The sequence below is a fragment of the Winogradskyella eximia genome, from assembly GCF_003386165.1.
Classification (GTDB): domain Bacteria; phylum Bacteroidota; class Bacteroidia; order Flavobacteriales; family Flavobacteriaceae; genus Winogradskyella; species Winogradskyella eximia.
Map to the genome: position 1 here is coordinate 1 of NZ_QRDV01000001.1, position 23,395 is coordinate 23,395.

At 32.2% G+C, this 23,395-nt stretch carries 21 protein-coding genes and 1 tRNA gene; 12 read left to right on the forward strand and 10 right to left on the reverse strand.

Annotated features, from left to right (window positions below):
* A partial coding sequence (locus DFQ10_RS00005; protein WP_147299152.1) for an OmpA family protein occupies window positions 1–309 on the forward strand: 309 nt, incomplete at its 5' end.
* 62 nt (window positions 310–371) lie between these two features.
* Here DFQ10_RS00005 and DFQ10_RS00010 read toward each other — a convergent pair.
* Both DFQ10_RS00010 and DFQ10_RS00015 read right to left on the reverse strand, forming a co-directional pair.
* A complete protein-coding gene (locus DFQ10_RS00010; protein ID WP_115815390.1) occupies window positions 372–839 on the reverse strand; it encodes a CYTH domain-containing protein in 468 nt (155 codons plus the stop codon).
* Window positions 840–858: 19 nt separating this feature from the next.
* Window positions 859–1,461 (reverse strand): DUF2238 domain-containing protein, encoded by a 603-nt coding sequence (locus tag DFQ10_RS00015; protein WP_115815391.1) that lies wholly within the window; start codon window positions 1,459–1,461, stop codon window positions 859–861.
* A 43-nt stretch (window positions 1,462–1,504) separates the two neighbouring features.
* Between DFQ10_RS00015 and dinB the strand changes: the two genes are divergently transcribed.
* Together dinB and DFQ10_RS00025 are read left to right on the forward strand one after the other, a co-directional pair.
* A complete protein-coding gene (dinB, locus tag DFQ10_RS00020; protein WP_115815392.1) occupies window positions 1,505–2,608 on the forward strand; it encodes a DNA polymerase IV in 1,104 nt (367 codons plus the stop codon).
* A 14-nt stretch (window positions 2,609–2,622) separates the two neighbouring features.
* Complete coding sequence (locus tag DFQ10_RS00025; protein ID WP_115815393.1) at window positions 2,623–2,949, forward strand: hypothetical protein; 327 nt, start codon at window positions 2,623–2,625, stop codon at window positions 2,947–2,949.
* A 46-nt stretch (window positions 2,950–2,995) separates the two neighbouring features.
* Here DFQ10_RS00025 and pyk read toward each other — a convergent pair whose 3' ends face one another.
* From pyk to DFQ10_RS00050, 5 genes are all read right to left on the reverse strand, one after another.
* Entirely contained in the window at window positions 2,996–4,441 is a 1,446-nt protein-coding gene (gene pyk, locus DFQ10_RS00030; protein ID WP_115815394.1) for a pyruvate kinase, read from the reverse strand.
* Between the two features lie 4 nt (window positions 4,442–4,445).
* Window positions 4,446–4,925, reverse strand: a complete 480-nt coding sequence (locus tag DFQ10_RS00035; RefSeq protein WP_115815395.1) for an IPExxxVDY family protein — start codon at window positions 4,923–4,925, stop codon at window positions 4,446–4,448.
* A gap of 131 nt (window positions 4,926–5,056) precedes the next feature.
* Window positions 5,057–5,797 carry a ribonuclease III gene (rnc, locus tag DFQ10_RS00040; protein ID WP_115815396.1) on the reverse strand — a complete coding sequence of 247 codons (741 nt, stop codon included), beginning with the start codon at window positions 5,795–5,797 and terminating at the stop codon, window positions 5,057–5,059.
* A gap of 7 nt (window positions 5,798–5,804) precedes the next feature.
* On the reverse strand, window positions 5,805–7,055 hold the full coding sequence (fabF, locus tag DFQ10_RS00045) for a beta-ketoacyl-ACP synthase II (protein ID WP_115815397.1): 1,251 nt from the start codon (window positions 7,053–7,055) through the stop codon (window positions 5,805–5,807).
* A gap of 13 nt (window positions 7,056–7,068) precedes the next feature.
* Window positions 7,069–7,302, reverse strand: coding sequence for an acyl carrier protein (locus DFQ10_RS00050; RefSeq protein WP_013869581.1), 234 nt, complete (start codon window positions 7,300–7,302; stop codon window positions 7,069–7,071).
* A 182-nt stretch (window positions 7,303–7,484) separates the two neighbouring features.
* Between DFQ10_RS00050 and purN the strand changes: the two genes are divergently transcribed.
* From purN to DFQ10_RS00070, 4 genes are all read left to right on the forward strand, one after another.
* Window positions 7,485–8,045, forward strand: coding sequence for a phosphoribosylglycinamide formyltransferase (gene purN, locus DFQ10_RS00055; RefSeq protein WP_115815398.1), 561 nt, complete (start codon window positions 7,485–7,487; stop codon window positions 8,043–8,045).
* A gap of 40 nt (window positions 8,046–8,085) precedes the next feature.
* Window positions 8,086–8,727 (forward strand): ribonuclease H1 domain-containing protein, encoded by a 642-nt coding sequence (locus DFQ10_RS00060; RefSeq protein WP_115815399.1) that lies wholly within the window; start codon window positions 8,086–8,088, stop codon window positions 8,725–8,727.
* An 80-nt stretch (window positions 8,728–8,807) separates the two neighbouring features.
* Entirely contained in the window at window positions 8,808–9,734 is a 927-nt protein-coding gene (locus DFQ10_RS00065) for a PfkB family carbohydrate kinase (protein WP_115815400.1), read from the forward strand.
* A gap of 85 nt (window positions 9,735–9,819) precedes the next feature.
* Entirely contained in the window at window positions 9,820–11,718 is a 1,899-nt protein-coding gene (locus DFQ10_RS00070; protein WP_115815401.1) for an amidophosphoribosyltransferase, read from the forward strand.
* A 512-nt stretch (window positions 11,719–12,230) separates the two neighbouring features.
* Here the strand turns inward: DFQ10_RS00070 and DFQ10_RS00075 are convergent.
* Window positions 12,231–12,839: a superoxide dismutase gene (locus DFQ10_RS00075; RefSeq protein ID WP_115815402.1), complete on the reverse strand. Its 609-nt coding sequence runs from the start codon at window positions 12,837–12,839 to the stop codon at window positions 12,231–12,233.
* Window positions 12,840–12,954: 115 nt separating this feature from the next.
* Here DFQ10_RS00075 and DFQ10_RS00080 point away from each other — a divergent pair, with 115 nt between their 5' ends.
* The 5 genes from DFQ10_RS00080 (at window position 12,955) to DFQ10_RS00100 (ending at window position 22,471) form a co-directional block, all read left to right on the forward strand.
* Window positions 12,955–16,086 carry a UvrD-helicase domain-containing protein gene (locus DFQ10_RS00080; protein WP_115815403.1) on the forward strand — a complete coding sequence of 1,044 codons (3,132 nt, stop codon included), beginning with the start codon at window positions 12,955–12,957 and terminating at the stop codon, window positions 16,084–16,086.
* Between the two features lie 40 nt (window positions 16,087–16,126).
* On the forward strand, window positions 16,127–17,320 hold the full coding sequence (gene kbl / locus DFQ10_RS00085) for a glycine C-acetyltransferase (protein WP_115815404.1): 1,194 nt from the start codon (window positions 16,127–16,129) through the stop codon (window positions 17,318–17,320).
* Window positions 17,321–17,446: 126 nt separating this feature from the next.
* Entirely contained in the window at window positions 17,447–18,811 is a 1,365-nt protein-coding gene (locus tag DFQ10_RS00090; RefSeq protein ID WP_115815405.1) for an OmpA family protein, read from the forward strand.
* 61 nt (window positions 18,812–18,872) lie between these two features.
* Window positions 18,873–21,632 (forward strand): PD-(D/E)XK nuclease family protein, encoded by a 2,760-nt coding sequence (locus tag DFQ10_RS00095; protein WP_115815406.1) that lies wholly within the window; start codon window positions 18,873–18,875, stop codon window positions 21,630–21,632.
* Window positions 21,632–22,471, forward strand: coding sequence for an alpha/beta hydrolase family protein (locus DFQ10_RS00100; protein WP_115815407.1), 840 nt, complete (start codon window positions 21,632–21,634; stop codon window positions 22,469–22,471). Before DFQ10_RS00095 ends, DFQ10_RS00100 begins: the two co-directional genes overlap by 1 nt.
* A gap of 30 nt (window positions 22,472–22,501) precedes the next feature.
* Here DFQ10_RS00100 and DFQ10_RS00105 read toward each other — a convergent pair.
* Together DFQ10_RS00105 and DFQ10_RS00110 are read right to left on the reverse strand one after the other, a co-directional pair.
* Window positions 22,502–22,575: transfer RNA gene (locus tag DFQ10_RS00105), tRNA-Ala, on the reverse strand.
* A 15-nt stretch (window positions 22,576–22,590) separates the two neighbouring features.
* Window positions 22,591–23,388, reverse strand: a complete 798-nt coding sequence (locus DFQ10_RS00110) for a universal stress protein (protein ID WP_115815408.1) — start codon at window positions 23,386–23,388, stop codon at window positions 22,591–22,593.
* Window positions 23,389–23,395 lie beyond the last annotated feature (7 nt).

Below are 23,395 nucleotides of genomic sequence, written 5' to 3' on the forward strand. Positions count from 1 at the left end.
CAAGCGGCTTTTGAATTAGATAAATTAGTTCAGATTATGACTAAATATCCTGAACTAGTGATTCATGCAACATCACATACAGATGCAAGAGGTCCGGAAGCTTATAATGCTGGTCTTTCTGAGCGTAGAGCAAAAACAACGGTACAGTACGTTATCTCTAAAGGGATTGATGCTTCTCGTATTACTGGAATGGGCAAAGGCGAATCTGAGCCTAAAATAGATTGTTCTGCCGGTTGTACTAAAGAACAACATGCCGAAAATAGACGATCTGAATTCCTTATTGTTAGCGGTGCGCCAATGACAGAGTAAGAATTTATCAAATAAATAATTATAAAGCCTATTCATTTTAAAATGAATAGGCTTTATTCTTTTTACCAATTAGTATAAGGATTTTTACTTAATTGAGAATTATAATACTTAACATCACCTGTCACCTCTTCACCAAGCCAATCTGGTTTTATAAATTTTTCATTCTCAGTATTTAATTCAACTTCAGCAATAACCAAACCTGAGTTATCACCGAAAAATTCATCCACTTCAAAAATATGATTTCCACATTTTATTTCGTATCGAATTTTATTAATAATACCTTTTTCACATAAATCTAAAAGACTTTCAGCTTCTTCAACAGAAATTTCTTTTTCCCACTCAAAACGAGACAATCCATTAGATGTTGACTCACCTTTAACTGTTAAATAACCCATATCTTTTTTTAAACGTATACGTACGGTACGTTTTTTATGACTATTTAAAAAACCTTGTTTAATACTATAACTATTAGAAGCTTCAGTTTTAAACATTTCAGAAGTCACTAAAAATTTACGTTCTATTTCTATCATATTTCTAACAATTGCTCCTTTAAATATATATTTTTTCCATTTGTCTATTATGCATTTTACTCATAAAGATAATAGCAAAAATAGCACCGACAGTTGCATACAACATATCAGACTGCGTGTCCCAAATATAACCTTGAGTTCCTAAGAAAGCATCTCCTCCCTCTCCAGTTCCTAAGGACACTGCCCATTCAATGAATTCATAAGTAACACTTATTGCCATTGCAATACAAACGACTACAAAATTCAACCACTTATTACTTCTAACAACATTTTTTCGAATAAGTATTTCCCTAATAATCATAGCGGGAACAAAACCCTGAGCAAAATGTCCAACTTTATCATAATTATTTCTAGACTGATTAAAAGTTTCTTGAATCCAATCAAACAAAGGGACTTCTGCATACGTATAGTGCCCACCAATTATTAAAATTGCACAATGCAAAAAAATTAAAATGTAAACCAAATTAGTAAACCTAAAACGCTTAAAAGTGACTATTAATAAAATAATACCTATTAGCGCAGGTAACACTTCTAAAAACCATGTAAAATATTCAAAAGGATTAATTGCCGACCAAATAAACAGTACTACTGTTAAAATAAGAAGGGTATATATAAGTTTCATAATAGTACCATTTATATAACCAAAGATATTATAAATTTGTTTCGTGCTAGATAACTTACCAATAAGAAAGATTATTCATGTAGATATGGATGCATTTTATGCTTCTGTAGCTCAAATGGATCATCCTGAACTAAAAGGTAAACCAATTGCTGTTGGAGGCGGAGGAACTCGAGGTGTTGTAAGTGCAGCGAGTTATGAAGCACGAAAATTTGGAGTAAAAAGCGCCATGTCTGGTCGGTTGGCAATAAAGTTATGCCCAGAACTTATCTTTGTAAAAACAGATTTTGAACGTTATACTGAAATTTCTAAACGCATTCGCAAGATTTTTTTAGATTATACAGATTTGGTAGAACCCTTATCTTTAGATGAAGCATATTTAGACGTTACAGAAAATAAAATAGGATCCCCTAGCGCATCATTAATTGCAAAGCAGATTAGACAACGTATTTTTAATGAAGTTGGCTTAACAGCGTCCGCTGGTATCTCTATAAATAAGTTTATAGCTAAAGTCGCTAGCGATTACAATAAACCCAACGGACAAAAAACCGTAAACCCAGAAGATGTCCTTCAATTTTTAGAAGATTTAGATATCAGAAAGTTCTATGGTGTAGGTAAAGTTACTGCTGAAAAAATGTATCAAAAAGGCATCTTTACAGGTAAAGATCTAAAAGCAAAAAGCTTAGAATATCTCGATGCACATTTCGGAAAATCTGGCCGCTACTACTATTATGTGGTAAGAGGCATTCATAACAGTGAAGTAAAACCTAATCGCATTAGAAAATCTTTAGCGGCAGAACGCACCTTTAGTGAAAACTTATCTTCAGAAATTTTTATGTTAGAAAAACTAGAGCATATCGCAGAAGAAGTCTCCAAACGATTAACCAAAAACAAGGTTACAGGCAAAACCATAACTTTAAAAATAAAATACAGCGACTTTACACTACAGACTAGAAGCAAAACTTTGCCTTATTATGTTAGCGAAAAAGCCATTATTCTTGAAACAGCAAAAGATTTATTATATCAAGATACCTTAAATAATTCCGTTAGACTTTTAGGAATCTCATTATCAAATTTAAACACAGATTCAAAAAAAATACAAAAAGAAGAAAAACAAGCTGTTAGTGTGCAACTAAAGTTTGAATTTTAAATTACATTCTAACAATGATTAAAATAAATGATTGCGAATTAAGCAAGATTCAACTTTTACACTTAATAAATAGCCAGCAAAAACTTAAAGCAGTAAAATTAATTAAGGATAAAACAGATATTGGATTAAAAGACTGCAAGGATATAGTGGATCAATTGGAGAGTAATCCAAATTATTATGATGGACAAACTATTAGTAAAACGATTGTAAATTATTCAAAAACGAATGAGAAAAAAGGAAGTCATCTAATAAAAGAGAATTCATCTAACAAGAAGAATCTCCTCGTATTATTACTAATTCTCTTGGCATTTATAATGCTTTATATGTATTCTATTAAGTAATCGTCTAATAGAATACATATAAAAGCTATTTTAATAATTCTTTACTTTAAAAACTACAACTTTCAATTTCAGTAATCCTCAATGTATTCACCATACCTTTATCTTGTATAGGCATCGCTGCTAAACTAATCAACATATCACCAACATCTAGGTAGCCTTTTTTACAAGCAATTACATTTACATCTTCAATGGTTTCATCTGTAGTAACAAACTTATCATAATAAAATGCCGTAACACCCCAAAGTAAACTCAACTGTGTTAAAATACGTCTATTAGATGTGAAAACTAAAATATGAGATGATGGTCTCCATGCCGAAATCTGAAATGCTGTATAACCACTATTTGTTAAAGTAGATATCGCTTTTGCATTGATCTCGTTTGCCATATTAGCTGCGTGATAACAAATCGCTTTTGTTATATATCGTTTAGTACGAATATGTGGTGGTGATTGAGGTACCTCAATAAGAGGAGAATCTTCAACACTCCTTATAATATTAGACATTTGGCGAATAACTTGAACTGGATATTGCCCTACAGACGTTTCACCAGATAACATCACAGCATCTGCTCCGTCCATCACAGAATTCGCAACATCATTAACCTCAGCACGTGTTGGTGTTAAGCTAGTAATCATTGTTTCCATCATTTGGGTTGCAATTATTACAGGTATTCTTGCGCGTTTAGCTCTTAAAACTAATTGCTTTTGTATTAATGGTACTTCTTCTGCAGGAATCTCAACACCTAAGTCACCACGAGCTACCATTAAACCATCACAATAAGCAACAATTTTATCAATATTCTCAACTGCTTCTGGTTTTTCAATCTTAGCTATAATTGGAATTTTGTGCTCACTATGTTCAGAAATTAGCTTTTCTAATTCCATTAAATCTTCTGCGTGACGCACAAATGATAATGCTATCCAATCTACTTTTTGTCCAATGGCGAAAATAGCATCTTCAATATCTTTTTCAGTTAAAGCAGGTTGAGAAATATTAGTATTTGGTAAGTTAACTCCCTTTTTAGATTTTAAAGGTCCACCTTGTATAACTCTTGCTTTTACTTCACTTTTCTTATCTGTAGAAACAACTTCAAAAATTAATTTTCCATCATCTAAAAGAATACGTTCTCCTGGTTTTGCGTCTTGTGGAAACTTATCGTACGTCATGTAAACGCGTTCCTTTGTACCTTCGAAACGTTTACCTGTAGCGAAAATAATCTCATCACCTTCATTTACAATAACCTCACCTTTCATTGTTCCAACACGCAACTTAGGACCTTGTAAATCGCCTAAAATTGAAGCATTATAGCCAAACTCTTCATTGAGTTCTCTAATCATTTTTATACGTTCTTCAACGTCTTTATAATCGGCATGAGAGAAGTTAATTCTAAATACATTACACCCTTCATCTAACATGGCCTTTAATACTTCTTTTGTACTAGTTGCAGGACCTAAAGTGGCTACTATTTTTGTTTTCTTATTTTTTGTTGACATTAATTCAAAATATTAAATGGTCTTTCGACTTTATTTTTAACGGGTCTACCGTATAACTTGTTATAATTTGTGGAATGGCTTTTAATTTATTTAAGATCACCTTTTCATCTACATTCTGTATTTCATCTGAAATCTTAATGAAATAATCTACTTTTTTGTGTTCTGAAATTAAATTGAATGTTTTAAGAACTTTTTCACTTTCGCTAAATAATGTTCCCGTACTACTCAAACTATCTTGTTCCTTTTTACAGACGTTAGAAATTAAATTCCATAACACATATTCTGTTTCATTATCCCATTCAAAGATACTGTATGAGGATTCTAAATATTTAAAGTCTATATCCTTCTCCTTACGTTCTAACTTAAGCCCTAAGTGTTTATTGAGGACATATGCTAATCTATAATCTTCTAACCTACAATGAATCGCAATTAATTTATAGGAATCATCATAAAAATCATCTACTTGAAGTTTGTGTAAAGCCATACAATTATAACTTTGAGCGGTAAATATAGTATAATAAACGGTTAAATTCTGTAACAATACGTTAAGATTAACCTTAAAATTCTACGAAAACGTTATCGTAAAGCTTATTTAATTCCTTGTAGCGAATCTATTTATTGAAGATTTGTAATTTCATTCTGAAAAGCAAAAAAAGCACGTTTAGCTGCTTTTTCTTCTGCCTTTTTCTTTGAAGTTGCTCTAGCTTTTGAAACCACCTTACCATTTAAAGTTAGTTTTACAGAAAAATGTTTTAATTCATCTTTACCTGTATCTTCATACACCTGAAAGTCAAAAGTATGTTTCTCTTTTTGGCACCATTCTATAAGTAAACTCTTATAGCTAATTACCTTACCTTCTAATGCTTCTATATCTATATGCGGATTAATAACGCGAGTATTTATAAATTTTTCACAAAACTTATAACCTCTATCTAAATAAATGGCACCTACCAAGGCTTCAAAAAGATTACCATGAATGTTGTCTCCAAAATTAGATTTCGGAATTCTACTTTCAACAAAATCTATAAGGCGTAATTCTTCACCTAATTTATTAAGATGTTCTCTACTTACTACCTTAGAACGCATTTTTGTGAGGTAACCCTCATCACCATGTGGTACTTTTTCAAATAAATAAGCTGCTATTACAGAACCAATTATAGCATCACCAACAAACTCCAGACGCTCGTAGTTAATTGGATTTCCTTTATCGTCCTTTATATTCATAGAACGGTGCGTAAATGCCGTAATATAAATTGATTTAGATTTGGGCTTAAATCCAAGTATCTCTTTGAGTTGTACAAAAAAATTCCCGTCTACTGGAGAGCGGGAATTTAATATGTTACGAATGAAGCTCATTCGGGATTTAATCTAATTTTTTAAATAACACACAAGCGTTGTGTCCGCCAAATCCAAATGTATTACTCATTGCGACTTTAATATCTCGTTTCTGAGCTTTATTAAGCGTTAAATTTAATTCTGGATCAATGTTTTCGTCAACCGTTTCGTGATTGATTGTTGGTGGCACAATACCATGTTCCATTGCTAAAATTGAAGCAATAGATTCAATAGCACCAGCAGCACCTAACAAGTGTCCGGTCATTGATTTTGTAGAATTAATATTAATGTTCTTAGCATGGCTACCAAAAACTTCAGATATAGCTTTTAACTCGGCAACATCACCTAAAGGTGTTGAAGTTCCGTGTGTATTAATATGATCTACATCTTCAGGTTTTAAACCAGCATTTTCTAAACAATTTTTCATTACCGCAACAACACCAATACCATCTGGATGTGGCGCTGTCATATGATATGCGTCTGAAGATAAACCTCCACCTACAACTTCTGCGTAGATTTTAGCTCCTCTTGCTTTAGCATGCTCATACTCTTCTAAAACAATCGCACCTGCTCCTTCACCTAATACAAAACCATCTCGGTTAGCATCAAATGGTCTAGAAGCTGTTTGTGGATCATCGTTACGAGTACTCATTGCGTGCATAGCGTTAAACCCTCCCATACCAGCAATAGTAACCGCTGCTTCACTTCCTCCTGTAATAATCACGTCACAAGTTCCTAAACGAATTGTATTTAAGGCATCGATCATTGAATTTGCAGAAGAAGCACATGCAGATACTGTGGTATAATTAGGACCCATAAAACCATATTTTATAGATATGTTTCCTGGCGCTATATCAGCAATCATTTTTGGAATGAAGAATGGGTTGAAACGAGGTGTTCCGTCACCAGCAGCAAAGTTTAACACTTCTTCCTGAAATGTTTCTAAACCACCAATTCCAGCTCCCCAAATCACTCCAACTCTCAGTTTGTTTAGCGAATCTAGATCTAGCTTTGAGTCTACAATTGCTTCATCTGAAGCGACCATTGCATACTGCGAAAACTTATCCATTCGTTTTGCTAACTTTCTATCAATAAAGTCAGTAACTTCAAAGTTTTTTATTTCACAAGCGAACTTGGTTTTGAACTTTTCAGGGTCAAAATGTGTTACCGGAGCTGCACCACTTTTCCCACTAATAAGAGCTTCCCAATATTCATCTTTGGTGTTCCCTATTGGTGTAAGTGCACCTAAACCCGTTACTACGACTCGCTTTAATTCCATAAAAATTGAGTTATTATTTTGCTGCTTCTATATAAGAAACCGCTTGACCAACTGTTGCTATGTTCTCAGCTTGATCGTCTGGTATTTGAATATCGAATTCTTTTTCGAATTCCATTATTAATTCTACAGTATCTAATGAATCCGCTCCTAAATCGTTTGTGAAGCTTGCTTCAGTTACAACTTCGTTTTCATCAACACCTAATTTATCTACGATAATCGCTTTTACTCGTGATGCAATGTCTGACATAATTTTTTAATTTTAAGTTTTAATTAGATGGCAAAAATAAAAAACTTTATTTGAATATTCATCTTTACCGATAAAATGTGTTTTTAATTTAGTAAAAATAAACAGAAGTATTTTAAGTTTTACCCTAATTGTTAATTATTATTCTTTTTTTTGTTTGAATAATTGAAGAAATATACCTGTAAATGAAACGTATTGTAATTTTTGCGTCCGGAAGTGGCTCTAATGCTGAAAATTTAATTAAGTTTTTTCACAACAGCGATAATGCGTCTGTTATTCAAGTACTAACTAACAATCCTCATGCCAAAGTTTTAGATCGCTGTAAAAAACTAAATATTAGCGCCTTATCTTTTAATAGAATTGCTTTTTCTAAGTCTGAAGATGTCTTAAATATTCTAAATACATCGCAACCAGATCTTATTGTATTAGCTGGCTTCCTTTGGAAGTTTCCAGAGTTTATACTAAAAGCCTATCCTAATAAGGTGATAAATATACACCCAGCATTATTACCAAAATATGGAGGAAAAGGTATGTACGGTATGAATGTTCATAACGCTGTAGTGGAAAATAAAGAAACCGAAACTGGCATCACTATACATTATGTAAACGAAAATTATGATGAAGGAGCCATTATTTTTCAAGCTAAATGTAGTGTTTTACCTACAGATACGGCAGATGATGTCGCAGAAAAGATTCATTTATTAGAAATGGAACATTTTCCTAAAATTGTAAATAGCTTATTATAGTATATAAAATCTAAAGTGCATTTTCGTAGAATTTACACACATGAGCAAAAAGAAAAAGAAATATTATACCGTTTGGCAAGGCCATAAAAAAGGAGTCTTTAATTCTTGGAATGCCTGCAAGGCCCAAATTAAAGATTACCAAGGAGCGCAATACAAATCATTCCCAACACTTGATGAAGCCGAAAAAGCACTAGAAGGGAATTACTTTGATTATATAGGAAAAAACAAAACATTTTCAAGTGGACTCTCGGAAGCTGATCTTAAAAAAATAGGACAACCTAATTATAATTCCATATCAGTAGACGCAGCTTCAAGCGGAAATCCTGGCATTATGGAATATAGAGGAGTGGATACAAAGACAAAAAAACAGCTCTTCATTCAAGGCCCTTTTGAACAAGGCACTAATAATATTGGCGAATTTTTAGCCTTAGTTCATGGTTTAGCATTTTTAAAACAACACAATAGCGACCGTATAATGTATACAGATTCTAGAACAGCTATGAGTTGGGTGCGTAAAAAAACGTGTAATTCTAAACTAAAACGTAGTGCCAAAAACAAACCGGTTTACGATTTGGTGGATCGTGCTGTGGAATGGCTAAAGACTAATGAGTATTCTACCACTATAGTAAAATGGGAAACTAAGGCTTGGGGAGAAATTCCTGCTGATTTTGGAAGGAAATAAACCCAATTAGTATTGTGTTAAATGGTGTTTCACAAAGAATATATTTTACGTAAATTTGCATCATAATTCAAAAATCTTTTATGAGTAAATTAGTAATTGTTGGTACTGTAGCCTTTGATGCTATTGAAACACCTTTCGGTAAAACTGATAAAATTCTTGGCGGTGCAGCAACATACATTGGCTTATCAGCTTCAAATTTTAACGTAGATTCTGCTGCTGTCTCTGTTGTAGGTGGCGATTTTCCGCAGGAATATTTAGATCTTCTAAAAAATAGAAACGTAAATATTGAAGGTATAGAAATTGTAAAAGATGGCAAGACGTTCTTTTGGAGTGGTAAATATCATAATGATATGAACTCTCGTGATACGTTAGCTACAGAGCTAAACGTATTAGAGCATTTTAATCCAATTGTTCCTGAAAACTATAGAGATTCAGAAGTTGTAATGCTAGGAAATTTACATCCTATGGTACAACAAGGTGTATTAGACCAAATGACTAAGAAACCTAAGTTGGCAATTTTAGACACTATGAATTTTTGGATGGACATTGCTTTAGATGACTTATTGTCTGTAATTAAAAATGTCGATGTTATTACTATTAATGATGAAGAAGCAAGACAATTAACTGGAGAATACTCTTTAGTTGTTGCAGCGAGAAAGATTCATGAAATGGGTCCAAAATACGTAGTCATTAAAAAAGGCGAACATGGAGCCTTATTGTTTCATAATGATAATGTGTTCTATGCTCCTGCTCTTCCTTTAGAAGAAGTCTTTGACCCTACAGGTGCTGGAGATACTTTTGCTGGTGGTTTTGCTGGTTATTTAGCAAAAACAGGCGATTTCTCTTTTGAGAATATGAAAACAGCCGTCATCTACGGCTCTACTCTAGCGTCCTTTTGCGTGGAAAAGTTTGGAACAGAGCGCATGCAAAACCTAACAGATAAGGAAATCTATAAACGATTAGACCAATTTAAAAGTCTAACACAATTTGATATCGAATTAAATTAAAACCAACGCGCTCTAAATTGAGTGCGTTTTTTTTTGTCCTATACCCAATTGAACTTTATTAAATAACACTAGCAGAAAACAAAACATGAGCGATGCTTTAAAACATGAATGCGGAATTGCACTCATTAGACTTTTAAAACCTTTAGAATACTACAAAGAGAAATATGGTAGTGCATTTTATGGTGTAAATAAAATGTATTTAATGATGGAAAAACAGCACAATCGCGGACAAGATGGTGCTGGTTTTGCAAGTATTAAATTAGACGTTAAACCGGGAGAACGTTACATAAGTCGTGTGCGATCTATTGCGCAACAACCCATACAAGATATTTTTGCCCAAATTAATGAACGTATTAATGAGGAGTTAACTAATAATCCACAGTATCAAGATAATGTGGCTTTGCAGAAAAAGAACATCCCTTATATAGGAGAAGTTTTATTAGGTCATGTTCGTTATGGTACTTTCGGCAAAAACAGCGTAGAAAGTGTTCATCCTTTTTTAAGACAAAACAATTGGATGCACAGAAACCTTATCGTAGCTGGTAATTTTAATATGACCAATGTTAACGAGCTTTTTGATAATTTAATTGAAATTGGTCAGCATCCAAAAGAAAAAGCGGACACCATTACAGTAATGGAAAAAATTGGTCATTTCTTAGATGACGCTGTTTCAAAAATCTATAAAGACCTTAAAAAAGAAGGCTACAATAAAAATGAATGCTCTCCATTAATTGCAGAACGTCTAAAAGTTGGAAAAATCTTAAAACATGCTGCAAAAAATTGGGATGGTGGTTATGCCATGGCAGGTTTATTAGGCCATGGAGATTCTTTTGTTTTAAGAGATCCTGCAGGCATTAGACCAGCTTATTATTATAAAGATGATGAAATTGTGGTGGTTGCCTCAGAGCGTCCTGTAATTCAAACCGTATTTAATGTTCCTTTTGAATCTGTTAAAGAATTAGATCCAGGACATGCCATCATTACTAAAAAGTCTGGTGAAACTAAAATTAAAAAAATATTAGAACCATTAGAACGAAAAGCATGTTCTTTTGAACGTGTCTATTTTTCTCGCGGAAGTGATGCTGAAATTTATCAAGAACGAAAAATGCTTGGTAGATTATTAATGCCAAAAGTTCTCGAAGCCATTAACAATGATACCAAAAACAGTGTGTTTTCATACATACCTAATACAGCAGAAACATCATTTTACGGTATGATTGAAACTGTTGAAGATCACCTTAATAAAAAGAAAACAGAATCCATATTAAACGGTAATGGTCAATTATCAACAGAAAAGGTTACCGAAATTTTATCCGAACGCCCGAGAATTGAGAAAATAGCCATTAAAGATGTTAAACTAAGAACCTTCATTACTGAGGATAGTAGTAGAGATGATTTGGTTGCACACGTTTATGATGTTACATATGGTGTTATAAAACCAACAGACAACTTAGTGATCATTGATGATAGTATTGTTAGAGGTACAACACTTAAAAAGAGTATCATTAAAATGATGGACCGATTAAACCCTAAGAAAATTGTTGTGGTTTCTTCAGCTCCTCAAATTCGCTATATTGATTGCTATGGTATAGATATGGCAAACTTGGAAACATTAATTGCTTTTAGAGCAGCTTTAGAATTATTAAAAGACAATAATCAATATCATATTGTAGAAGAGGTTTACCATAAATGTATTGAACAAGTTAACATGAAAGATAAAAATGTTGTTAACTACGTTAAAGAAATCTACGATAAATTTACAGACGAACAAATTTCAGATAAGATATCGGAGTTATTAGGTGGTGAAGATATAAATGCAGAGGTTAAAATTATTTTTCAACCTGTATCTAATTTACACAAAGCCTGTCCTAAAAACCTAGGAGACTGGTACTTTACTGGTAATTATCCTACTGCAGGAGGCAATAGAGTTGTAAATAGAGCTTTCATTAATTTTTACGAAGGCAATAAGGAACGTGCCTACTAAACGGTTCTAAAACAGCCTTTTATCCGATAAATATAGTATTTTATCGAAATAAAATGCATTTTATCCGATTATTGGTTCATTTTAACAAATTAAATCTACATTGGTCTCACCATAACATAAGTAGGTTAAGTTCATGGTAGATTTGGGGCAAAAAAAGGTGAACTTCGTTCACCTTTTTTTATACACCTTATTTAAAGTAACACTTTAAGTCATGCATTCAATAAAACCTAACTTTTACTCTTATTAAGTTAGAAACCTAGTACTTTCCACGCTTAGACTAATTTATAGGTCGTTTGTCCAAAAAATTGACTACTTAAAATAATGTCCACTTATATTTGACTCACCATAACATAAGTAGGTTAAGTTTATGGTAGATTTGGGGCAAAAAGGGTGAACATCTGTTCGCCCTTTTTCATACCCAATTCTTAAATAAAAATTTAGTAATACTAAAAAAATCCGAGCCTTTGTAAGACTCGGATTTTTCAATTTATTTAACACTAATAACGCTTAGCTTATTTAGCTTCAGCGTATCTTCTTTCAACTTCATTCCAGTTAATTACATTAAAGAATGCTTCAATATAATCTGGTCTTCTATTTTGATAATGTAAATAATACGCATGCTCCCAAACGTCTAAACCTAAAATTGGTGTGCCACCACAAGTAACACCTGGCATTAATGGGTTATCTTGGTTTGGCGTAGAACAAACCTCTACTTTACCTCCTTCATGAACACATAACCATGCCCAACCTGAACCGAATTGAGTTGCAGCAGCTTTAGAAAACGCATCTTTAAAAGCATCAACTGAACCAAATTCTGCTTCAATAGCATCTTTTAAATCACCAGACAAACGTCCTTTTCCTTCAGGATTCATTACCTCCCAAAATAATGAGTGATTGTAAAAACCACCTCCATTATTTCTAACAGCCTTATTATCCATATCTAAATTGATAAGAATATTTTCAATTGTTTTACCTTCTAAATCTGTTCCTTTAATAGCAGCATTTAAATTATTTGTGTAGCCTTGGTGATGTTTAGTATGATGAATCTCCATTGTGCGAGCATCAATATTAGGTTCTAAAGCATCGTAAGCATATTTTAATTTCGGTAATTCGAAAGCCATAATATTTTTGTTTTTAATTAGTTAATTATTTGTTTGAACTCAAATTTACAATAATGTCTGAGATTTTTTCTTAATAAACTATTAAGATTCCCTATTTTGGTATAAAAATTATCTCTTGCAAAATTCAACCTTCAAAATATATAATGCTTCTGCCGGAAGTGGAAAAACATTTACACTAGCAAAAGCTTATTTAAAAATATTAATTCAATCTAACAGTTACGATCAATTCAAATCTATTTTAGCGATTACGTTTACCAATAAAGCAGTCGGTGAAATGAAGGAACGTATTATAACTATGTTAAAATCGTTTTCGTCTGAAGAGAGTTTAAAAAACGCTCATCCAATGTTTGAAGCGATATGCGAAGAATTAAATATTAAACCCGAAATTCTTCATAATAAATCAAAACACATACTAAAACACATTATTCATAATTATGGTGCTTTTGATATTTCTACCATAGATGGCTTTACACATAGGGTTATTAGAACTTTTGCGCACGACTTAAAATTACCTGTTAATTTTGAAGTAGAGCTAGACCAAGAACGTCTTTTAAATGAAGCTGTTGATAGCCTTATCGCTAAAGCAGGAAGCGACAAAACACTAACTAAGGTTTTAGTGGATTTTGCAATTGAAAAAGCAGACGATGACAAAAGTTGGGATATTAGCTACGATTTTAATAAGATTTCGAAATTATTAGTCAATGAAAATGATCTATTTGCCATCAATACTTTAAAAGAGAAAACTCTTGAAGATTTTAAAGTTTTAAAACAGCAGTTAGCCAAAGAAATTATTCTGCTTGAAGAAAAAACTGAAAATATAGCATTTACGGCTTTAACTCTAATTGAAGAATCAGGTTTACAATTTAATGACTTCAATAGAAGTTCGCTTCCAAAACATTTTGAGAAATTAGCTGCTAAACAATTTTCGGTTGGGTTTGATGCCGCTTGGCAAAACGATTTAATTGAAGGCAATACACTTTACCCTAAACGTGTTTCTGATGATGTTGCATCAACTATTGAAAGTATTCAATCAAAATTATCGGAATATTTTGTTGCTTCAAAAACTTCAATTTTCAACATAAAACTAAAAAAAGGATTTTATAAAAACATTACACCTCTTTCGGTTTTAAATGCTATTAAAAATGAATTGGATCATTTAAAATCTGACCAAAATAAAATGTTGATTTCAGAATTCAACACTATTATTGGTAAAGAAATTAAAAATCAACCCACACCTTTTATATATGAGCGTTTAGGTGAAAAATTTAAACATTATTTTATTGATGAGTTTCAAGACACCTCAAAAATGCAATGGGAAAATTTAGTGCCATTACTAGAAAATGCACTTTCTGCAGCCAATGGTGATGCTATGCTGGTTGGTGATGCCAAGCAAGCTATTTACAGATGGAGAGGAGGTGAAGCTGAACAATTTATAAAGCTTTATAACAAGATTGACAATCCCTTTCAGCTAGAAGCTGAAGTATTACCTCTAGACACTAATTACCGGAGCGCCAAAGCAGTTATAGAATTTAACAATTCGTTTTTCGATTATTTAAGTGAAACTGCATTTAGTGAAGACGCTTATGCAGAACTTTTTAAAAAAGCGAAACAACAACCGCATAACACTTCAGAGGGTTATGTAAACCTTAATTTTTTAGATGTTCAAAAAGAAGATGATATTCACGAAATGTATGCTAGTGAGGTTTTAAAAACCATAAAGCAATGCCAAGACGATGGATTTCCTTTAAATGATATTTGTGTTTTGGTTAGAAAACGAAAAGAAGGTGTTGCTATTGCAAATTATCTTAACGAAAATGATATTAAAATTACATCATCTGAAACTTTGCTTTTAAAAAATTCGGATAAGGTTAATTTCCTTAATTCATTTTTAAAATTACTTGTTCAACCAAATAATGATAGCTTAAAAGTTGAAGTACTTTCCTATTTAGCAGAACAACGTGAAACGCAAGACAAACACTTATTTTACAAAACCTTTTTAAGACAAGATTTAGATGAGATGTTTTCAGAATTACATCAACTACATATTTATATTGACAAAAATCAATGCCTTCAATTGCCGCTTTATGAATTAGTAGAACATCTAATTAGAATGTTTAATTTAAATGAATCATCAGATGCGTATCTTCAATTTTATTTAGATGTTGTATTAGAATTTACGCAAAAACAAAATTCGGATTTGGCTGGTTTTATCAATTACTTTGAAAAGAAAGCAGATAAATTAAGTGTAGTCACACCAGAAAACATGAATGCTGTTGAGATAATGACGATTCATAAATCTAAAGGATTAGAATTTCCTGTAGTGATATTTCCTTATGCAGATCTTAATATTTATAGAGAATTAGAACCAAAAGTTTGGTTTCCGGTAAACTCAACAGACTACAATGGCTTTAATACTTTGTTATTAGATTACAAAAAAGATGTAGAGCATTTTGGCGAGACGGGAAAACTAATTTACAATACGCATCAAGCACAATTAGAATTAGACAATATTAACTTACTCTATGTTGTACTAACTAGAGCTGTGGAGCAATTGTACATTATTTCGAAAAAAGATATTAGCTCAAAAGGTGAAGTAAATAATAACACCTATTCTGGGAAGTTTATTAACTTTTTAATTAAAGAAAATAAATGGAATGACAACCAACTGAGTTATAGTTACGGTACAAAAACACCAAATAAAAATTCAGAAGAACAAGAGACTACACCAAGTGCTCTAAAGCTAATATCCGTTCCTAAAGAAGACCATAATTTAAAAATTGTTACCAAATCTGGCTTACTTTGGGATACACATCAAGAAGCAGCCATGGAGCGTGGTAATCTAGTGCATTTAATATTATCTAAAATAAAGACCTTTGAAGACTTAGACTTTGCTTTTAATGATTTATTGATTTCCGGAGACATTACTACCGAAAACAGTACAATTTTAAAGAACTTAGCTTTACAGATTATAGAGCACCCTAAATTAGAAGGTTATTTTCAAGACGATTATACGATATATAATGAACGTGATATCATTACGAGTTCTGGTCAACTTATAAGACCAGACCGACTAAATATTAATTCAAAAAATGAAGCTATTATTATAGATTACAAAACTGGTGAAGCCAAAGAGTCTTATGCAAATCAGCTTAACAATTATGAAGTTGTTTTAAATCAGATGAATTTAACTGTGATTCATAAATTATTGGTTTATATAAATGACACAATTGAAGTTATTGAAGTCTAATTTTTCCTAGTATCTTTGTTTAAACAACAAAATTAAAATTATGTACGGAGATATAAAAAACCATTTACAACAAGAAATAGAATCTATAAAAGAGGCTGGTCTTTTTAAAGAGGAACGTATTATCACATCTCCTCAAGGAGCAGAAATAACACTAAATACAGGGCAAAAAGTTTTAAATTTCTGCGCTAATAATTATTTAGGATTATCATCCCATCCAGATGTTATACAAGCGGCAAAAGATACTATGGATACACATGGTTTTGGGATGTCTTCAGTCCGATTTATTTGTGGCACTCAAGATATTCATAAAGAGCTAGAACAAAAAATTGCCGATTTCTACGGAACAGAAGACACTATATTATACGCTGCAGCTTTTGACGCTAATGGTGGAGTTTTTGAACCTTTATTAACTGCTGAGGATGCTATTATTTCAGATTCATTAAATCATGCTTCTATTATTGATGGCGTAAGATTATGTAAGGCAGCAAGATATCGTTACCAAAATAACGATATGGCAGATTTAGAAACACAGCTAATTGAAGCAAATGCTAAAGGGGCACGTTTCAAAATTATAGTAACTGATGGTGTATTTTCAATGGATGGTTTAGTTGCACCATTAGACAAAATATGTGATTTAGCTGATAAATATGATGCCATGGTGATGATTGATGAATGTCATGCTACTGGTTTTATTGGAGAAACTGGTATTGGTACACTTGAAGAAAAAGGGGTTCTAGGTAGAATAGACATTATCACAGGAACTTTAGGAAAAGCCCTTGGTGGAGCAATGGGAGGTTACACAACAGCTAAAAAAGAAATTGTTGAATTACTACGTCAGCGCTCTAGACCTTATTTATTTTCAAATTCTTTAGCTCCTGCAATTGTTGGTGCTTCAATTAAAGTATTTGACATGCTTAAAAATGATACTACGCTCAGAGATAAAGTAGATTGGAATACCAAGTATTTCAAAAAAGGTATAAAAGAAGCAGGTTTCGATATTGTAAATGGAGATTCTGCTATCGTACCCGTAATGTTATATGATGCCAAATTATCTCAAACTATGGCAAACATGCTATTAGAAGAAGGTATATATGTTATTGGTTTCTTTTATCCAGTAGTCCCAAAAGATAAGGCAAGAATAAGAGTACAACTTTCTGCGGCACATGATAGAAACCAGTTAGATAAGGCTATTTCTGCATTTGTAAAAGTTGGGAAAATATTAGAAATTATTTAAAACAATTACAAACTCGCTATTTTAGGGGTAAATCACAATATTTTTATACATTTATCTTTGTTAATAAAATTTAACAACTTACTTTTGCCTACAATTAACACTTAAAAATTTAAAATTAACTAGAATATGAAAAATCTTAGCAGATTATTTTTTGTTGCAGTGCTTATCGCAAGTTTTAGCACTTCTAATGCTCAAGACAAGAACAATCCCTGGGCTATTACAATTGGCGCTAACGCTGTTGACTTTTACCCAGTAGGAGAAGACGCACCTCAAGGAGAATATTTTGACCAATACTTTAATACAAAGGATCATTGGAACATTCTTCCTTCACTTTCTACAGTCTCAGTTTCAAGATATTTAACTGATGGCTTTACTTTTACTGCTAAAGGTTCTATAAACAGAATTGATAAATTCGGAGACTCTTCAGTAGATGACTTAAATTATTACGGTTTAGATGGTAAAGTTTCTTACAGCTTAATGGAAGTTATCAAATCTAAAACTATCGACCCTTATTTAGGTGTTGGTGGTGGTTACACTTGGGTTGACGAAATCGGAGCTGGAACATTAAACGGATCTTTTGGTTTTAACTTTTGGTTTACTGAAAACTTAGGTTTAAATCTTGAATCTACTTACAAGCATGCTTTTGAAGATTATTTATCTAGTCATTTCCAACATTCAGTTGGTTTTACATTTAAATTTGGTGGTACTGATACTGATGGTGACGGTGTTTACGATCATGAAGATGCTTGTCCTGACGAAGCTGGTTTAGAAATCTTCAATGGCTGTCCTGATTCTGATAATGATGGTATCCAAGATTCTAAAGATGACTGTCCTTATACTGCAGGTTTAGCTGAATTTAACGGTTGTCCTGATTCTGATGGAGATGGTGTAATGGATAAAGATGATAACTGTCCTGAAGTTGCTGGATTAAAAGCTTTAGCTGGTTGTCCTGATGCTGATGGTGACGGTGTTGCTGATGGTGTTGATAAATGTCCTAATGAAGCTGGTCCTATTGCAAATAACGGTTGTCCTTGGGCAGATACTGACGGTGATGGTGTATTAGATAAAGATGATAAATGTCCTAACGAAGCTGGTACAGCTGCTAATAATGGTTGTCCAGAAGTTAAGCCTACTGAAGAAGTAGTGAAAGCATTAAACACTTATGCAAGATCAATATTATTTGACACTGGTAAAGCTAGTTTCAAAAAACAAACTGACCCAATATTACAAGCTATGGTTGTAATCTTCAAAGAATATCCAAAAGCGGATTTCTCTATTGAAGGTCATACTGATAGTCAAGGTCCAAAAGCAAGTAACCAAGCATTATCTGAAAGAAGAGCTAATGCAGTTAGAGATTACTTAATTGCTAACGGAATTAGCGCTGCAAGATTAACTGCTGCTGGTTTTGGTGAGTCTAATCCTATTGCAAACAACAAAACTGCATCTGGAAGAAAAGAAAACAGACGTGTAGAGGTGAAGTTGAAAAACTAATCACATCTAAAATATATTAAAAAAACGCCTCGATATTCGGGGCGTTTTTTATTTTTATAGAATGGTAAGTTTTATAAAATCAGTTCTCATCGATCTTCAAAGCAAACACTTAAAATTAGAAGATCTATCATTTATTCTTCCAAGCAAACGTGCTGGTGTTTTTCTTAAACATCACCTTTCCACATTAATAGATCAACCCGTATTTTCTCCACAAATACTTAGCAGTGAAGAATTTGTTGAAGAACTTTCTGGATTACAAAAGTTACCAAATACAGATTTATTATTTAGACTATACGAAACGTATATAGAGCTTAATGATAACACAGATCAAGAACCTTTTGAATCATTTTCTAAATGGGCCCAAATACTTTTACAAGACTTTAATGAGATTGATCGCTATCTCATACCTCAAGAGCAAATATTCGATTACTTAAATGCCATAAAAGAGCTTAATCATTGGTCTTTGGAAAGCAACCCTACCAACCTTATTAAAAACCATTTAAAATTCTGGAAACAGCTTAAAACATATTATTCAGCCTACACCAAAAATCTATTGAATTCAAAACAAGGCTATCAAGGTTTAATTTACAGAGAAGCAGTAGACAACTTAGAGCATTACATAGAAAGCTCTAAAGGGAAAATACACATATTTTTAGGCTTCAATGCATTGAACACCGCTGAGTCTCAAATTATTCAAGGTTTGTTAAAAAATGATTTAGCTCATATTTATTGGGATATTGATGACGCATTTATTAATGACTCTATACATGATGCTGGTTGGTTTACAAGACAACATAGAAAACAATGGAATTATTTTAATGACCACACTTTTAATTGGGTAACAAATCACTATACAGAAGAAAAACAAATTCAAACTATTGGTATTCCTAAACTTGTTGGACAAGCAAAATATATTGGGCAGATATTAGAAGAACTCACTCAAAAAGAAACCAACCTTTCAAAAATTGCAGTTGTATTAGGTGAAGAACAACTATTACTTCCGGTTTTAAACTCAATTCCAAAATCAATAGATAAACTTAATGTTACAATGGGATTACCATTGCAATATGTACCTCTAGCTTCATTCTTTGAACAGCTTTTTAATATCCATAAAAACAATCCGAAGCAATTCTATTATAAAGATGTCATTGGTTTATTATCTCATCCTTCTATATATCCATTATTTAGCATATCTACACAAAATGTATCAAGCAATATTGTAGCTTCTATCCAAAAAAATAATACAGTATATATATCCTTAACTGAACTTAAGGAAATTGCTCAATCACACAAAGAACTTATAGAATTATTATTCAAAACTTGGGACAATACATCGCAAATAGCATTGCAAAGCTGTTCTGAACTCATTTTAAAAATGAAGGCCAATTTTGAGACAAATAAGGAAAGTCATAGTCTAGAATTAGAATATTTATATCGCTTCAATACCTTATTCAATCAATTATCTCAACTAGATTCAACTTACAAATATCTTAATTCAATTACAGCCTTACAATCTATTTACCAAGAGTTATTGAGCACCGAAACATTAGATTTTAAGGGAGAACCCCTAGAAGGACTTCAAATTATGGGTATGTTAGAATCTCGTGTTTTAGATTTTGAAACGGTAATTATTAGCTCTGTAAATGAGGGAATTCTACCTTCAGGAAAAACAAATAATTCGTTTATTCCATTCGATGTAAAAATTGAAAATAAACTACCAACTTTTAAAGAAAAAGACGCCGTTTATACCTATCATTTCTATAGACTTTTACAACGTGCTAAAAATGTATATATATTGTATAATACCGAAATTGACGCCTTAAAGGGAGGAGAGAAAAGTAGATTTATAACGCAATTAGATATCGAAGGTATACATAATATAAAGCATCAAATAATCGCACCAAACGTGCCTAATATTGAACAAAAATTACAACAAATAATTAAAACGCCAACTGTCATTGAACAACTAAAAGTGTTATCTAGCAAAGGTTACTCCCCCTCTTCCCTAACCAATTACATTCGCAATCCAATAGATTTTTACTATGAAAAAATATTAGGCATAAAAGAATTTGAAGAGGTTGAAGAAAATATTGCAGCTAACACATTAGGTTCTGTTATTCATAATTCATTAGAGGATTTTTACAAACCTTTAGAAGGTTCCCAATTGACCATAGAACACGTTAAATCTTTTAAAAGTGAGACCAAAGCAATGGTCACTAAACATTTTGAAGAGCTCTACAATAAAGGTGGGTTTTCTAACGGAAAAAACCTCATTATTTTTGAAATTGCCCAACGTTATATTTCCAACTTTCTCAATCAAGAAATTGAGAGTCTAAAACAAGGAAATGAAATAAAAATTCTTTCCATTGAAGCAGATGAAGACATCTCTATTAAAATTGAAGGTTTAGATTTTCCTATTAAATTAAAAGGGAAAGTAGATAGAATTGATAGCTTTAATGGTGTTACTAGGGTAATAGATTATAAATCTGGAAAAGTAGAACAAAACAAAGTAGAAATTGTTGATTGGGAAGATCTATGTTCCGATTACAACAAATACAGCAAGTCTTTTCAAGTGTTATGTTATGCCTATATGATGAAACAACAGAACCGTATTGAATTACCAATAGAAGCAGGTATTATTTCTTTTAAAAATCTAAACGAAGGCTTTTTAAAATTCGGAAAAAAACCGTCTTCTCATTCCAGAACAAAAGATCAATTAATAACACAAGATACTTTAGATAATTTTGAAGTTGAACTTAAAAAACTCATCACAGAAATCTGTAATCCTAAGGTAGATTTTATTGAAAAAGAAATTGACTAATGCAAATTGAAAAAAACATCGTTTTAGAACGAATAGACAAAAAACCCATTTTAATTGACACCTTTTATTCTGATGAAATAAAGCAAAAATCCGTCATTATTTTTTGCCACGGCTACAAAGGTTTTAAAGATTGGGGAGCTTGGAATCTAATGGCAACATATTTTGCTAAATCTGGATATTGTTTTGTGAAATTCAATTTTTCACATAATGGAGGCACAATAAATGACCCAATAGATTTTCCGGATCTAGAAGCCTTTGGTAATAATAACTACACTAGAGAGCTCGATGACCTAAATGACGTTATGGATTGGGTTCAGTCTCATTTCAAAAACAATCCCAATATAAACACAAATGAGATATCCCTAATTGGACATAGCCGAGGTGGTGGAATTGTATTGCTAAAATCTGCAGAAGATAAAAGAATCACTAAACTCATTACTTTAGCAAGCGTGAGTGATTTTGCTAGTAGATTTGGCTCTACAGAAGAAATTATAAAATGGAAAAATGATAGTGTAAAATATGTTACTAATGGCAGAACCAAACAACAAATGCCACATTATTATCAATTTTTTGAAGATTTTAAGGCAAATGAAACAAGACTTGATATTGCTTCTGCTACAAAAAAAATAGACATACCCATTTTAATTATTCATGGAGACAAAGACACATCTGTAAACATAAATGAAGCTAACAACATTGATAATTGGAGTTCTAATAGTAAATTGGAGATTATCACAGACGCAGATCACGTGTTTAATACTAATCACCCTTGGACAAAGGGCGAGCTTTCAAGTGAATTAAAATCCGTAGTTTCAAAAATTATAAATTTTATTTCATAAAAAAAGGCATGCTCAAAACATACCTTTTTGTGGAGAAGATCGGGCTCGAACCGACGACCTCTTGACTGCCAGTCAAGCACTCTAGCCAACTGAGCTACATCCCCAAAATTTCTATATATTTATTTTAATCCACTTAAGACCAAAACAGGTATTTTACTACTATGAAAATCCTTCTTTAAAATTGTATTCTTTTCCCAAAGCTTCTTAAAGAAACCTCTTTTTCGTCTTACTACACATAATAAATCTGGGTCATTCATTTTGTGGTGCTCTAAAAATGCCATAAATGTAGTTGGACTTTCTGCCTGTATTGTTGTTGATATAAGAGATTTTAATTCGTCATTAACATCAAAATCATGTTTTTTATGATGTGGTGTTTTTACCAAAAGTAACGCAACATTAGCATCAAATTGAGTTTTGATAGCTTTTAAAGGATATAAAACATTCTCTTTTCTTATAGTTGCAGATTTTAAAGCTAATAAAAGTTTTGAAAAAGGCTTAAAAACATAACCTTCTGGCACAACTAAAGCAGGAATCTGAGTTTGTTTTATAATCTTACCAGATGTTTTACCTAAATAAACTTCGTCTTTAATAGAGTTTGTTCTTGGCTCTAAAATAATGAGATCAACTTCCAAAGCATTACAAACCTTTTCTAGGGTATCAATTAATTTTCCTTTAAATGTTTTGGTAATAACTTCCACTCCTTTTGTGTCTATTGATGCCACATGACTTTCTAAAAACGACTTTGATTCAGCTTCTAAAATATGGTCTATTTTAATCATAGTACCAGCTTTAGTATAAACGTTATATATTTGAATAACATAAACTTTAGCACCAAACACTTTTGCAAAATCTACAGCATATTGTAAATGTGACTTTGCGTTTTTTGAGGAACCAACAGGAACTAATATCGTTTTCATCTATAGA